At 61.1% G+C, this 11598-nt stretch carries 12 protein-coding genes; 4 read left to right on the top strand and 8 right to left on the bottom strand.

The window, feature by feature from the left end; all coding sequences use genetic code 11:
- Positions 1–109: 109 nt before the first annotated feature.
- The 4 genes from nusB to EAY64_RS02345 all read right to left on the bottom strand — a co-directional run bounded on the left by nusB (position 110) and on the right by EAY64_RS02345 (position 3067).
- Positions 110–556 carry a transcription antitermination factor NusB gene (nusB, locus tag EAY64_RS02360; RefSeq protein ID WP_059287032.1) on the bottom strand — a complete coding sequence of 149 codons (447 nt, stop codon included), beginning with the start codon at positions 554–556 and terminating at the stop codon, positions 110–112.
- A gap of 49 nt (positions 557–605) precedes the next feature.
- Positions 606–1073 carry a 6,7-dimethyl-8-ribityllumazine synthase gene (ribH, locus tag EAY64_RS02355; protein WP_103523180.1) on the bottom strand — a complete coding sequence of 156 codons (468 nt, stop codon included), beginning with the start codon at positions 1071–1073 and terminating at the stop codon, positions 606–608.
- Positions 1074–1168: 95 nt separating this feature from the next.
- A complete protein-coding gene (gene ribBA / locus EAY64_RS02350; protein WP_103523179.1) occupies positions 1169–2275 on the bottom strand; it encodes a bifunctional 3,4-dihydroxy-2-butanone-4-phosphate synthase/GTP cyclohydrolase II in 1107 nt (368 codons plus the stop codon).
- Between the two features lie 168 nt (positions 2276–2443).
- The gene (locus EAY64_RS02345; RefSeq protein WP_103523178.1) at positions 2444–3067 is read right to left on the bottom strand and encodes a riboflavin synthase subunit alpha; all 624 of its coding nucleotides are present in this window, start codon (positions 3065–3067) and stop codon (positions 2444–2446) included.
- Between EAY64_RS02345 and EAY64_RS20230 the strand changes: the two genes are divergently transcribed.
- The 4 genes from EAY64_RS20230 (at position 3066) to EAY64_RS02330 (ending at position 6506) form a co-directional block, all read left to right on the top strand.
- Entirely contained in the window at positions 3066–3284 is a 219-nt protein-coding gene (locus EAY64_RS20230; protein WP_147456165.1) for a hypothetical protein, read from the top strand. The genes EAY64_RS02345 and EAY64_RS20230 overlap by 2 nt on opposite strands.
- A gap of 37 nt (positions 3285–3321) precedes the next feature.
- The gene (locus EAY64_RS02340; RefSeq protein WP_103523177.1) at positions 3322–4932 is read left to right on the top strand and encodes a peptide chain release factor 3; all 1611 of its coding nucleotides are present in this window, start codon (positions 3322–3324) and stop codon (positions 4930–4932) included.
- Between the two features lie 16 nt (positions 4933–4948).
- The gene (locus tag EAY64_RS02335) at positions 4949–5797 is read left to right on the top strand and encodes a mechanosensitive ion channel domain-containing protein (protein ID WP_103523176.1); all 849 of its coding nucleotides are present in this window, start codon (positions 4949–4951) and stop codon (positions 5795–5797) included.
- A gap of 61 nt (positions 5798–5858) precedes the next feature.
- Positions 5859–6506: a TetR/AcrR family transcriptional regulator gene (locus tag EAY64_RS02330; protein WP_103523175.1), complete on the top strand. Its 648-nt coding sequence runs from the start codon at positions 5859–5861 to the stop codon at positions 6504–6506.
- Positions 6507–6590: 84 nt separating this feature from the next.
- Here EAY64_RS02330 and EAY64_RS02325 read toward each other — a convergent pair whose 3' ends face one another.
- From EAY64_RS02325 to EAY64_RS02310, 4 genes are all read right to left on the bottom strand, one after another.
- Positions 6591–7688, bottom strand: coding sequence for an NAD(P)-dependent alcohol dehydrogenase (locus tag EAY64_RS02325; protein ID WP_103523174.1), 1098 nt, complete (start codon positions 7686–7688; stop codon positions 6591–6593).
- Positions 7689–7983: 295 nt separating this feature from the next.
- The gene (locus EAY64_RS02320) at positions 7984–9588 is read right to left on the bottom strand and encodes a GMC family oxidoreductase (RefSeq protein WP_103523173.1); all 1605 of its coding nucleotides are present in this window, start codon (positions 9586–9588) and stop codon (positions 7984–7986) included.
- Positions 9585–10100 carry a hypothetical protein gene (locus EAY64_RS02315; protein WP_103523172.1) on the bottom strand — a complete coding sequence of 172 codons (516 nt, stop codon included), beginning with the start codon at positions 10098–10100 and terminating at the stop codon, positions 9585–9587. The genes EAY64_RS02320 and EAY64_RS02315 overlap by 4 nt, the downstream gene beginning before the upstream one ends.
- 1 nt (position 10101) lies before the next feature.
- Positions 10102–11532, bottom strand: coding sequence for a coniferyl aldehyde dehydrogenase (locus tag EAY64_RS02310; RefSeq protein ID WP_103523171.1), 1431 nt, complete (start codon positions 11530–11532; stop codon positions 10102–10104).
- Between the last annotated feature and the right edge of the window lie 66 nt (positions 11533–11598).

Here is an 11598-nt window from a genome sequence, read left to right as displayed (position 1 = left end):
CCCCCGCCCTTGCCCTGCAAGGGAGCCTCGCTTTCCTTTCGGAAAGCGAGAGGGGCGTCAACAAACTGACACCCGCCGTGGCGGGTGTCAGTTTCATGCAGCAAGACTATCAGCCTTGACGACGCGAACGCTGCGAGGCAACCTCGTCGGCGCGTACATCGGCAGCCAGCTTGTCCAGCACGCCATTGACGAATTTGTGGCCGTCGGTACCACCGAAAGTCTTGGTGATCTCGATGGCTTCATTGATGATCACCGGGTACGGCGTTTCCGGGTGCTGGGTCAGTTCCAGCGCTGCCATCAGCAGCACGGCACGTTCTACCGGGCTGACTTCTTCTTCGTTGCGCTCGTAGTAAGGACGAATGCGACCGGACAGCACGGCAACGTCTTTCAGTACACCGTACAGCACGGCGCGAAACAGGGTTTCGTCCGCCTTGGCGAAGTATTCGTTTTCGCGCAGGTGTTTTTCAATCAGCGAAGCCGGACGATCCGGATTCAATTCCCATTCATAGATGCCCTGAACGGCAAATTCGCGGGCACGGCGACGGGCGGTTTTCATGTCGGTTTCCTAAAAAGAACAAGTGAGCGGCATCATCCCCAAGGGATGATCAACCGCGCAGCGTTTTATGCAGATTGGCCATTTCCACCGCAACGCGTGCTGCGTCACGGCCTTTTTCCAGCATGCGCACTTCGGCCTGCTCGTCGTTCTCGGTGGTGAGGATGGCGTTGGCAATGGGGATGTCAAAATCCAGACCCACGCGGGTGACACCGGCGCCGGACTCATTGGAAACCAGTTCGAAGTGGTAGGTTTCGCCACGAATGATGGCGCCCAGCGCCACCAGCGCATCGAACTTGCCGCTCTTGGCCATGGTTTGCAGCACCAGCGGCACTTCCAGCGCCCCCGGCACGGTAGCCAGCACCACGTCATCCGCAGCCACGCCCAGCACCTTCAGCTCGGCCAGGCAGGCGTCGCGCAGCCCGTGGCACACTTCCTCGGTAAAACGCGCCTGGACGATGCCGACCTTGAGGCCGCGACCGTTAAAATCGGAAGAAATGCGCTGGATAGCTTCAAGCATGGGAGTCCTCGCTGCTGAAATTCGGATCAGATAAGCCCCCTGCGCAACCGGCAACTACCGGCTCCAGGGGGAGTCATGACGGAAAACCGGCTATTTTAACCGATTTCGATATGAAAGTGTTCCGGCTGGCAAAAGCCGGTGACTTCAAGATTAAAACCAGCCATCGACGGTACGTTCAGCGGTGGCGACATCAGCTTCATCTTGCCCACGCCCAGCGCCTTGAGCATTTGCGCACCGACGCCGAAGGTTTTGCCATCCCACGGTGAGCGCTTCACATTCTGCCCCAGCGCACGTTGCAGCAGATCATCGCCGGTTTCATCGCGATACAGCAGGATAACCACGCCCTTGCCGGCTTCATCGATGGCTTCCAGCGCACCCGGCACGGTCCAGGAGTGCGGGCGCGAAGTCGGGTCCAGCACATCCATGATGGACAGCGGCTCATGCACGCGCACCAGCGTTTCCTCCGCCTCATCCAGCTGGCCCTTGACCAGAGCCAGATGGGTTTCGCGGGTGGTGACATCACGGAATACATGCAGCTCGAACGCGCCAAACGGGGTTTCCACCGGGCGCTGGCCCACTTCTTCCACCAGCGATTCGGTACGGCTGCGGTAGTGGATCAGGTCGGCAATGGTGCCCACCTTCAGGCCGTGGGTCTTGGCGAACTCCAGCAGCTCCGGCATGCGTGCCATGGTGCCGTCGTCGTTCATGATTTCGCAGATCACCCCGGCCGGCTCCAGCCCGGCCAGCATCGGCAGATCGCAAGCCGCTTCGGTATGACCGGCACGGATCAACACGCCGCCATTCTGCGCCTTGAGCGGGAAAATATGGCCGGGCTGCACCAGGTCGCTGGCCTTGGCGTTACGTGCCACCGCCGCCTGCACGGTCTTGGCGCGGTCGGCGGCGGAGATGCCGGTGGTGACGCCCTCGGCGGCTTCGATGGACACGGTGAAATTGGTGCCGAAAGAGGTGCCGTTATTGGCCGCCATCATCGGCAGCTCCAGCAGCTTGCAGCGCTGCTCGGTCAAGGTCAGGCAGATCAGGCCACGCGCATGCTTGGCCATGAAGTTGATGGCTTCAGGCGTGACGAACTCGGCCGCCATTACGATATCGCCTTCGTTTTCGCGATCTTCCGCATCAGCCAGCACCACCATTTTGCCGGCCTTGATGTCGGCAATGATGTCCTGCACCGGAGAAATAACCATTTGCTACATCCTTTATATAGAGGCGCTGCGCGGCTGGGCCGGGCAGACTGCGAATTCTGACGGCTGGCGGTAGTCCTGCCCAGACCGTGAACGGGGCATCCGCCCCGCGCTGTATTTTCACAACATGGAGGCAATCGGCAGCCTATGCAAGCCGATTCGCCATTTTTTTCAGGCCAATCCCGCGCCATGGCGCTGTGCCAGCACCCGCTCCACGGTATCGACAATGGCCTGGGTTTGCGGATCGACCTCGATATTGATGGCGTCGCCCACCTGGCGGAACTGGATGATGGTGCGCTCCAGCGTTTCCGGAATCAGGTGCACACAAAAACGGCTGCCTTCGACGCTACCGATAGTCAGACTGCAGCCATCAATACCGATATAGCCCTTGGCAAACAGATATTTGCCAAACTCTGCCGGCAGCGTGAACCACACCGTGCAATTGTTCGGCGTACGGATCACCTCATCCACCCGCGCCAGGCAGATGATGTGGCCGGACATGGCATGACCACCGATTTCGTCGCCAAACTTCGCTGCGCGCTCCACATTGACCTTGTCGCCCACTTGCAGCCCGCCCAGATTGGTCAGGCGCAGGGTTTCGGCCATCAGATCAAAAGCCACCCGGTCGTCCTGCACCTCGGTCACCGTCAGGCAGCAGCCGTTATGGGCAATCGACGCACCCAGTTCGATGCCACCCAGCATGGATGGCGGCAGCCGCAGCACATGGCGACGGAAATCCTGTTTTTCCTCGATGGCCACCACCTCGGCCATGCCCTGCACGATACCGGTAAACATGCTTGCTCCTGTTCTGGCCCGCCCGGCCGCTGCTGCAGCCGACAAAACACTCATGATAACCAAATCGCCGCCCAGTGCCGACCCGCTTTCAAGCCTTGGTGCAGGCCCCCACCACGCCAGCAAAGCTATCTTGCTGATGTCAAAAGAAAAGCTTTTGTCAAAACGATGGCAGAAATTTGCGGCCTGCGAGGTTTTGTTGCGCGCCGCTATCCTGTAAAATCACCGCCTTCTTAAGTCAAGCCTGTTCCTACTCCATGTCCGCAGAATTATCCCGCATTGCCGAGGAAGTGGCGCGCCGCCGCACCTTCGCCATCATTTCCCACCCTGACGCCGGTAAAACCACGCTGACCGAAAAGCTGCTGCTGTTTTCGGGCGCCATTCAGATGGCCGGTACGGTAAAGGGCAAAAAGGGCGGCAAGTTTGCCACCTCGGACTGGATGGAAATCGAAAAGCAGCGCGGTATTTCCGTGGCATCCTCGGTGATGCAGTTCGATTACCGCGAGCACACCGTCAACCTGCTGGACACGCCGGGTCACCAGGACTTCTCGGAAGATACCTATCGCGTCCTCACCGCCGTGGACAGCGCCCTGATGGTGATCGACGCTGCCAAGGGCGTGGAAGAGCAGACCATCAAGCTGCTGAACGTCTGCCGCCTGCGCAACACCCCCATCGTCACCTTCATGAACAAGTACGACCGTGAAGTGCGCGATTCGCTGGAATTGCTGGACGAAGTGGAAAACGTGCTGAAGATCCGCTGCGCACCGATCACCTGGCCTATCGGCATGGGCAAGACCTTCCGTGGCGTGTACAGCCTGTTGAGCGACGAGGTCATCCTGTTCGAAGCCGGCAGCGAAAAGCTGATCACCGACATCGAAGTGATCAAGGGCATCGACAATCCGCGCCTGGACGAACTGTTTCCGCTGGAAATGGAAGGCCTGCGCATGGAGATCGAACTGGTCAAGGGCGCTTCCAACGAATGGAATCTGGAAGAATTCCTGGCCGGCGAACTGACCCCGGTATTCTTCGGCTCGGCCATCAACAACTTTGGCGTGCGTGAAATTCTGGATGCCCTGATCAACTGGGCACCGGCACCGCAGCTGCGCGATGCCACCCTGCGTGACGTGGCCCCGACCGAGGGCAAGTTCTCCGGCTTCGTGTTCAAGATCCAGGCCAATATGGACCCCAAGCACCGCGACCGCATTGCCTTCCTGCGCGTGTGTTCCGGCCAGTTTGAACGTGGCATGAAGATGAAACACCTGCGACTGAACCGGGAAATCTCGGCTTCCAGCGTGGTGACCTTCATGTCACACGACCGTGAAATCGTGGAAGAAGCCTTTGCCGGCGACATTATCGGCATTCCCAACCACGGCAATATCCAGATTGGCGACAGCTTTTCCGAAGGCGAAGAACTGGCCTTTACCGGCATTCCCTTCTTTGCGCCGGAGCTGTTCCGTTCGGTACGCATCAAGAACCCGCTCAAGCTGAAGCAGCTGCAAAAAGGCCTGCAACAACTGGGTGAAGAGGGTGCGGTCCAGGTATTCAAGCCGCACAGCGGCGGCGACCTGATCCTGGGTGCGGTCGGCGTACTGCAGTACGAAGTGGTGGCCAGCCGCCTGGCGGCGGAATACAGCGTGGATGCCGTGTTCGAATCCGCCAGCATCTGGTCGGCGCGCTGGTTTACCTGCGACGACCGCAAAAAGCTGGACGAATTCATCAAGACCCTGCAGATGAACATCGCCACCGATGCCGGTGGCAATCTGGCCTACCTCGCGCCCAATCGCGTGAATCTGCAACTGACGCAAGAGCGCTGGCCGGACATCGTGTTCCACGAAACCCGTGAGCACGCCGTCAAGCTGAACGACTAGAAAGGCCAGCGCCACCATGCAAGATCTGCTCGAGCTGATCCATCAGCTGCGCACCGACTACTCTCACGAGATCGTGCGTTCGCTGATGCTGGTCGCCGTATTGCTGCTGATCCGCGTGGTGGTGGGCCGCATCCTGTCCAGCAATGTCAGCGTGCCGGTCGAGGAAAGACGGCGCTGGTCGATATCCACCCGCAACTTCCTGTTCATCTCCGGCCTGGCCGGCATCGGCATGATCTGGGCCAACGAGCTGCAGACCATCGCGGTATCGATGCTGGCCTTTGCTGCCGCGCTGATCCTGGCCACCAAGGAGCTGATCCTGTGCGTGTCCGGCTTTGTGGTGCGCCATGCGTCCAACAGCTATAGCCTGGGCGACCATATCGAGGTCGGGTCGATCCGCGGCCGGGTGGTGGACATCGGCCTCTTGTCGACCACGGTGATGGAGATCGGTCCGCAGCACAATGCCCACCAGATGACCGGGCGCGCCCTGACCTTTCCCAACAGCCTGTTGCTGTCCAATGCAGTGATCCGGGAAAACTACATGGGCGATTATGTGATGCACATCATCAACATCCCCATGGGCTACCACATCCCGCCCAGCCGCGCCCAGCGCCTGCTGCTGGAAGCCGCCGAGCAGCACTGCCAGCAGCATGTGGAGGCCGCGCGCGAACACATGGAACGCATGGCCGAGCGCTATCTGGTGGACACGCCATCGGTGGAACCGCGCATCGGCATGCAGGCGGTGGATGAAAAACGCTATCAGTTGATCTTGCGCATCGCCATTCCGGCCAAGGAAAGGCAACGTATCGAGCAGGCCATCATCCACCAGTTCATGGAACAGTGCTATCCGGACATTCCGGCCAAATAATTTAGAGCTGGAACTCCAAACAGCAGTTATAATCCCGACTTGCCCCATTGTCCGGTGTCCCATGAGCAAACCCCGCATCAAAACCTACGACCGCATCATTCTGGAAAGTCTGAAACTGTTCAACGAACAGGGCGAGCGCAACATCACCACCAATCATATCGCGGCCCATCTGGGCATCAGCCCGGGCAATCTGTACTACCACTTCCGCAACAAGGAAGAGATCGTCTACCAGATTTTCCTGATGTACCGCGACTTCATCAACGAACGGCTGGCCGTACCGGAAGCGCGCGACATGACGGTGGCCGATCTGGTCAATTACCTGGATACCGCCTTTCTGGCGATGTGGCAGTTCCGTTTCATGTTCTACGACCTGCCGGGCATGCTGGCGCGCAGCCCGCAGCTGCAGTCGGAGTATCACCAGTTCGTCAATACCGAACTCAAGGGCATTCTGGGCGAGCACTTCCGCGAATTCATCCGCCTGGGCCTGCTGAAGATGGACGAAGACGACATCGAAGCGGTCAGCATCAATATCTGGCTGGTGGTGAAGTTCTGGTTTGCCTTCGAGCAGACCTCGCGCCCCAAATCGCCCATTACCGAAGCCTCCGGTCATCGCGGCGTGCGCCAGGTGATGGCACTGCTCAAGCCCTATGTGCAGCCGGATTTCATGGCAGCCTTCCAGCAGCTGAGCGAACGTCACGCAGGCCGCTAACCGCCGCCTGCGCAAGAAAAAGGCCGCCGCCCCACGGGACGACGGCCTTTGTTGTTTCAGCCAGCCGGGCTGGCCGGCCCATGCTCAGGGACGAATGGCGATCTTCAGCACGCCGTCGCGCTGGTGAGCAAACAAATCGTAAGCAGCTTCGATATCATCCAGCGCATACTGGTGGGTCACCAGCGGCCCCAGATCCACCCGGCCCGAGGCAATCACCCCCATCAGCCGGCGCATGCGCTCCTTGCCACCCGGACACAGCGCGGTGTTGATCTTGTGGTCGCCCAGACCCGCAGCAAACGCCCCCAATGGAATGGTCAGGTCGCTGGAGTACACCCCCAGGCTGGACAAGGTGCCACCAGGCTTGAGCACCCGCAAGGCCGAGGCAAAGGTTTGCTGCGTCCCTAGCGCCTCGATGGCCGAATCCGCCCCGCGCCCGCCGGTCAGTTTCATCACCTCGTCCACCACATCGCACTGGGTGAAATTGAGGGTGATATCCGCCCCCATCAGCCGCGAGATCCCCAGGCGGTGATCATTGCCATCCACCGCGATGATGGTGGTGGCCCCCAGCAGGCGCGCGCCAGCCGTGGCACACAGACCGATCGGCCCCTGGGCAAACACCACCACGGTGTCGCCAATGCGGATATTGGCGTTTTCCGCGCCCTTGAAACCGGTGGACATGATGTCCGGACACATCAGCACCTGCTCGTCGGTCAGCCCATCCGGAATCGGCGACAGATTGGCCTGGGCATCCGGCACCAGTACGTACTCGGCCTGGGTGCCGTCGATGAGGTTGCCAAAGCGCCAGCCCGCCGTGGCCTTATAGCCGTGGCAGCCACATTTACCGGAGGCAATCAGATAGCTGCCATCCTGCGAAGCCACGCCATCCTGCGCGGCATAGGAATTGAAATTGGGGCAGATGGCCCCGGCGATGACGCGCTGGCCTTCCTGATAACCACTGACTGCGCTACCCAGCTTTTCGATGATGCCCACCGGCTCGTGGCCGATGGTCAGCCCCGGTGCCACCGGGTATTCACCCTTGAGGATGTGCACATCGGTGCCGCAGATGGTGGTGGTGGTGATGCGGATCAGCGCATCGTTGGGACCTACGTCCGGAATAGGTTTTTCGGCAATTTCAATCCGGCCTGGCGCCACAAAAACCGCTGCCTTCATCATGCTGCTCATACTGACCTCCTGTCTGGAAACCGGCTGGCACGTGACGGCAGGCAGCGGCGAGAAGCCCCCCCCCCGCCACCCATCACCACAAGCACCAGCAGATCATGCGATGCAGTACACACGGCACGCAGCCCGGCCCAGCAGCTGCGCACGATCCACCATCACCGGAATCGGCCATGGCCTTGTCTGGGGCAGCCAAAAACGCTGCAAGTTTCGGCAAGGCGAAAAAACCTTTTCAGTCAGATGGGCATTCCACTATAGGGGGCTGGCTGCCGCGCAGACAAGAGGCCCGGCCCGGCAGCCATCAGCTGTTTAATGCATCCCGCAAATGGTGGGCCGCACGCAGGGCAAAGGCATAAATCGACAGCTGTGGATTGGCGCCGATGCTGGTAGGAAACACCGAGCCATCGATCACGCTGAGATTGCGCAGCTGCCAGTGGCGGCCATACTCATCCACCACACCCTCCTCCGGCTGGCTGCTCATGGCAGCGCCACCCATCACATGGGCGCTGACTACCCGTGCCAGCAAGGGCTTGAGCGGCAGCTGCATGATCTGTGCGCGCGCGGCCTTCCAGCTGCTTTGCAAATCGGCCTGCTCGTGCAGTACCTGCACCTGGCGCGCCCCGGCAGCAAACTGCAGTTCGGCCATGGTCAGCCAGCTGCGGCGCACGCCGTCCCACAGCACATCATTCAACGGGTAGTCGAGCTCGGGCGAACCATCCTGGCGCAAACGCACCTGGCCGCCCTGACTGTCCGGGTGAAAGCCATCGCGCAGCAAAGCCAGCACCACTTGCAGATGGGGCAGCTGCTGCATCAGCCCCGCGCTGCCTGCCCCGAAACCAGACAAGGTGACTCCCATCAGCAAGGGATGCACCGGCGGCACTTCCAGCTTGTAGCCCAGCGGGCCATCCAGCGGCTGGGTGTGCATGAAGTGGTCGGAATACACGGTCTGTGGCGCGCCGTTATAGGCCTCGATGCGTTGCGGCATCACCGCACCGGAAACCACTACCGGATGCAGAAAGGTGCGCTTGCCCACCTGCGCCCCACCCAACTGGCTGCGCAACAGGATGGCCGGGCTGCCGATGGCACCGGCCGCCAGCACCACATGCCTGGCCTTGATGCTGAACTGCTGGCCATTCAGGCTGTGGCCATCAGCAGCCAGCAGACGGCCCTCGGCCCCCAGCAAGGATTTGCCATCCGCCGCCGGCAGCAGGCGCTCCACCCTGGCCCGCGTCAACAAGCCTGCCTTGTGCTGCAAGGCGCCGGGAATGGTGGTTACCAGCATCGACTGTTTGGCATTGGTGGCGCAGCCCATGCCGCAATAGCCCAGATTCCAGCAGCCACGCACATTGCGGCGGATACGGCCATGCTTCAGCCCCAGCGCCTGACAGCCACGTTCCAGCACGCTGTTATTGGGATTGGGGTCGGTCTGCCAGTCGGCAATGCCCAGTCTGGCCTCGGCCAGGTCAAACCACGGTGCCATGGTTTGCGGATTGAGGCTCTTGAGGCCATAACGCTCGCCCCACCAGTTGAGGGTCTCTGCCGGGGTGCGAAAGGCGCTGGTCCAGTTGACCGTGGTACTGCCGCCCACCGTACGCCCCTGCAGGATATTGATGGCCTTGTCGGCGGTCTTGCGGCTGGCGGATTCCTGATACAGCTCGGGATAGGCCTTGGCTTCCAGCAGGCGAAAATCACGCGAGGTACGCAGCGCCCCCTCTTCCACCATCAGCACGTCCAGCCCGGCCTCGGCCAGCACCTCGGCCGTCATGCCACCGCCCGCGCCGGTGCCGATGATCAGCACATCGCAGCTCAGTTGCAGGTCCTGTGTTTGTGCTGCACCGTCCAGTACCCGCCAGCCACTGGCCACGCCCTCGGCCACCGGGTCGGGCAAACTCATCTTGCTGCTCATGGCAATAGCCCCATGATCTGTTGCGGTTGCTGATAGCCCAGCGCAGTCCAGCTAGCCGGATTGCCAAACCAGGCCGCATTGATCAGTGCATGCAGCGCCTGATAGCCGGAACGCAGCAGCAACAGCGGGCTTTGCTGCCAGCGTCGCAGGAAGGCGGCCAGATCAATCGCTGCCGCCTGTGCCCACGGGCTGTGGACGCCGGCCAGCCAGCGCCGCCCCCAGCGATTACCCAGCAAGTCGAACAGCTGGCGCAGCTCCTGCTGTACCGCAGGCAGCAGATTAGCGATGGCCACATCCACCCCGCGCACGATGTCCTCCAGCGCCAGCCCGGCCATTCCCAGCATCACCGGGGCCAGGCTGCGGATGATCTGCGCATCACCTGTCTGCAAAAACACAAGATGGCCCTGACTGGCGGCAGGCAGGTCTGGCTGCGGGCTGGCCAGGAAACCGGCTGCCAGCAACACCACGCTGCCAGCCATGCCGGTCTTGATCAATTGACGTCTGGTGATCATCTCAGCCTCGCATCATGAGTCGCAGCAACCATTGCACGGTGCGGCCATAAGGGGGCCGGGTCATCCAGCTGCCCGACCAGCGGCTCTGCTCGAATACCGGCTTGAGCTTGGAGAAGGTGAGAAAACCTTCATAACCATGGTAATGCCCCATGCCGGAGGCACCGACACCACCAAAAGGCATATCGTGCTGGATGACATGCAGTACCGATTCATTGATACAAACCCCGCCGGAAATGGTCTGGTGCAGGGTTTTTTCGATACGCAGCGGATCGTTGTCAAACAGATACAGGGCCAGCGGCCGTGGCCGGGCATTGATGTAATCGAGAGCCTCGTCGAAATGGTCGTAGCAGACCACCGGCAGGATGGGACCGAAAATCTCTTCGCGCAGCAGCGCGCAGTCAGCCGGGCAGTTCAGTACCAGGGTCAGTGGCAGTTTGCGCGAGCCAGACAGATCTTCGGCGGCCGGGTTGATCTGGCGGATCTCGGCCCCCGCCGCACGCGCTTCACTCAGCCAATCTTGCAAGCGCTGGTAATGGCGCTGGTTGATGATATTGCTGTAGTCCGGATTATTGGCCAGCGTGGGATAGGCGCGGGTCGCAGCGGCATCCAGCATGGCCAGCAGCCGGTCGCGGTCCTTGGCATTCACCAGCACATAGTCCGGGGCGACACAGGTCTGGCCGGCATTGAACAGCTTGCCAGCGACAATCGACTCCGCCGCCCGGGCAAAATCAGCATCGCGTGCCACTAATGCCGGCGACTTGCCTCCCAGCTCCAGGGTGACCGGCGTGAGATTGTCGGCTGCGGCGCGCATCACATGGTGGCCCACCGCAGTGGAGCCGGTGAACAGCAAATGATCGAAAGGCAAGCGGGTAAAAGCCTGCGCCAGCTCCGGCCCGCCATTCACCACACAGACCAGATCCGGCTCGAAGTAACGCGCCACCAGCTCGGCCAGCAATTGTCCGGTGGCCGGGGTGAATTCCGACATCTTGATCATCACCCGGTTGCCGGCCGCCAGTGCGCCGATCAAGGGCCCCAGGGCCAGAAACAGCGGGTAATTCCACGGCACCACGATACCCACCACGCCCAGCGGCTGGGGCAGCACACGGTTGCGTGCCGGGCGAAACCAGATGGAGACCCCGCGCCGCTGCGGCTTCATCCAGCGCCGTAGCTGACGACGTGCGCTGCGCAACTCCTCCAGGCTGGGAAACAGCTCGCCCAGACGGGTTTCCACGCTGCTGCGCTGGCCAAAATCGCTGTTGATGGCGGCGATCAGTGCGTCATGGTTTTGCTGGATCAGCTGCTCCAGCGCATTCAGCCAGCCCAGCCGGCGTGCCAGTGCCGGAAAACGCTCGGCGGCAGCGGCGCGGCGCAAGGCGGCATGGGCATCCGGCAAGCTGACCGTGCTTTGCTGCTGCATTGGCATGACATTCATTGTGCTATCCTCGTGTTGTTCCATCCGGCAAACGGTCGTTTAGAGCCACGACTCTAAAGCCAGAAT

It is taken from the genome of Aquitalea palustris (assembly GCF_003693445.1).
GTDB lineage: Bacteria > Pseudomonadota > Gammaproteobacteria > Burkholderiales > Chromobacteriaceae > Aquitalea > Aquitalea palustris.
This window is presented reverse-complemented; position numbering and strand designations above follow the sequence as displayed.

Bases quoted from the DNA above. Each gene is read 5' to 3' on its own strand.
- nusB (WP_059287032.1), bottom strand. From the start codon at position 556: ATGAAAACCGCCCGTCGCCGTGCCCGCGAATTTGCCGTTCAGGGCATC.
- ribH (WP_103523180.1), bottom strand. From the start codon at position 1,073: ATGCTTGAAGCTATCCAGCGCATTTCTTCCGATTTTAACGGTCGCGGC.
- ribBA (WP_103523179.1), bottom strand. From the start codon at position 2,275: ATGGTTATTTCTCCGGTGCAGGACATCATTGCCGACATCAAGGCCGGC.
- EAY64_RS20230 (WP_147456165.1), top strand. From the start codon at position 3,066: ATGCTTGCTCCTGTTCTGGCCCGCCCGGCCGCTGCTGCAGCCGACAAA.
- EAY64_RS02345 (WP_103523178.1), bottom strand. From the start codon at position 3,067: ATGTTTACCGGTATCGTGCAGGGCATGGCCGAGGTGGTGGCCATCGAG.
- EAY64_RS02340 (WP_103523177.1), top strand. From the start codon at position 3,322: ATGTCCGCAGAATTATCCCGCATTGCCGAGGAAGTGGCGCGCCGCCGC.
- EAY64_RS02335 (WP_103523176.1), top strand. From the start codon at position 4,949: ATGCAAGATCTGCTCGAGCTGATCCATCAGCTGCGCACCGACTACTCT.
- EAY64_RS02330 (WP_103523175.1), top strand. From the start codon at position 5,859: ATGAGCAAACCCCGCATCAAAACCTACGACCGCATCATTCTGGAAAGT.
- EAY64_RS02325 (WP_103523174.1), bottom strand. From the start codon at position 7,688: ATGAGCAGCATGATGAAGGCAGCGGTTTTTGTGGCGCCAGGCCGGATT.
- EAY64_RS02320 (WP_103523173.1), bottom strand. From the start codon at position 9,588: ATGAGCAGCAAGATGAGTTTGCCCGACCCGGTGGCCGAGGGCGTGGCC.
- EAY64_RS02315 (WP_103523172.1), bottom strand. From the start codon at position 10,100: ATGATCACCAGACGTCAATTGATCAAGACCGGCATGGCTGGCAGCGTG.
- EAY64_RS02310 (WP_103523171.1), bottom strand. From the start codon at position 11,532: ATGAATGTCATGCCAATGCAGCAGCAAAGCACGGTCAGCTTGCCGGAT.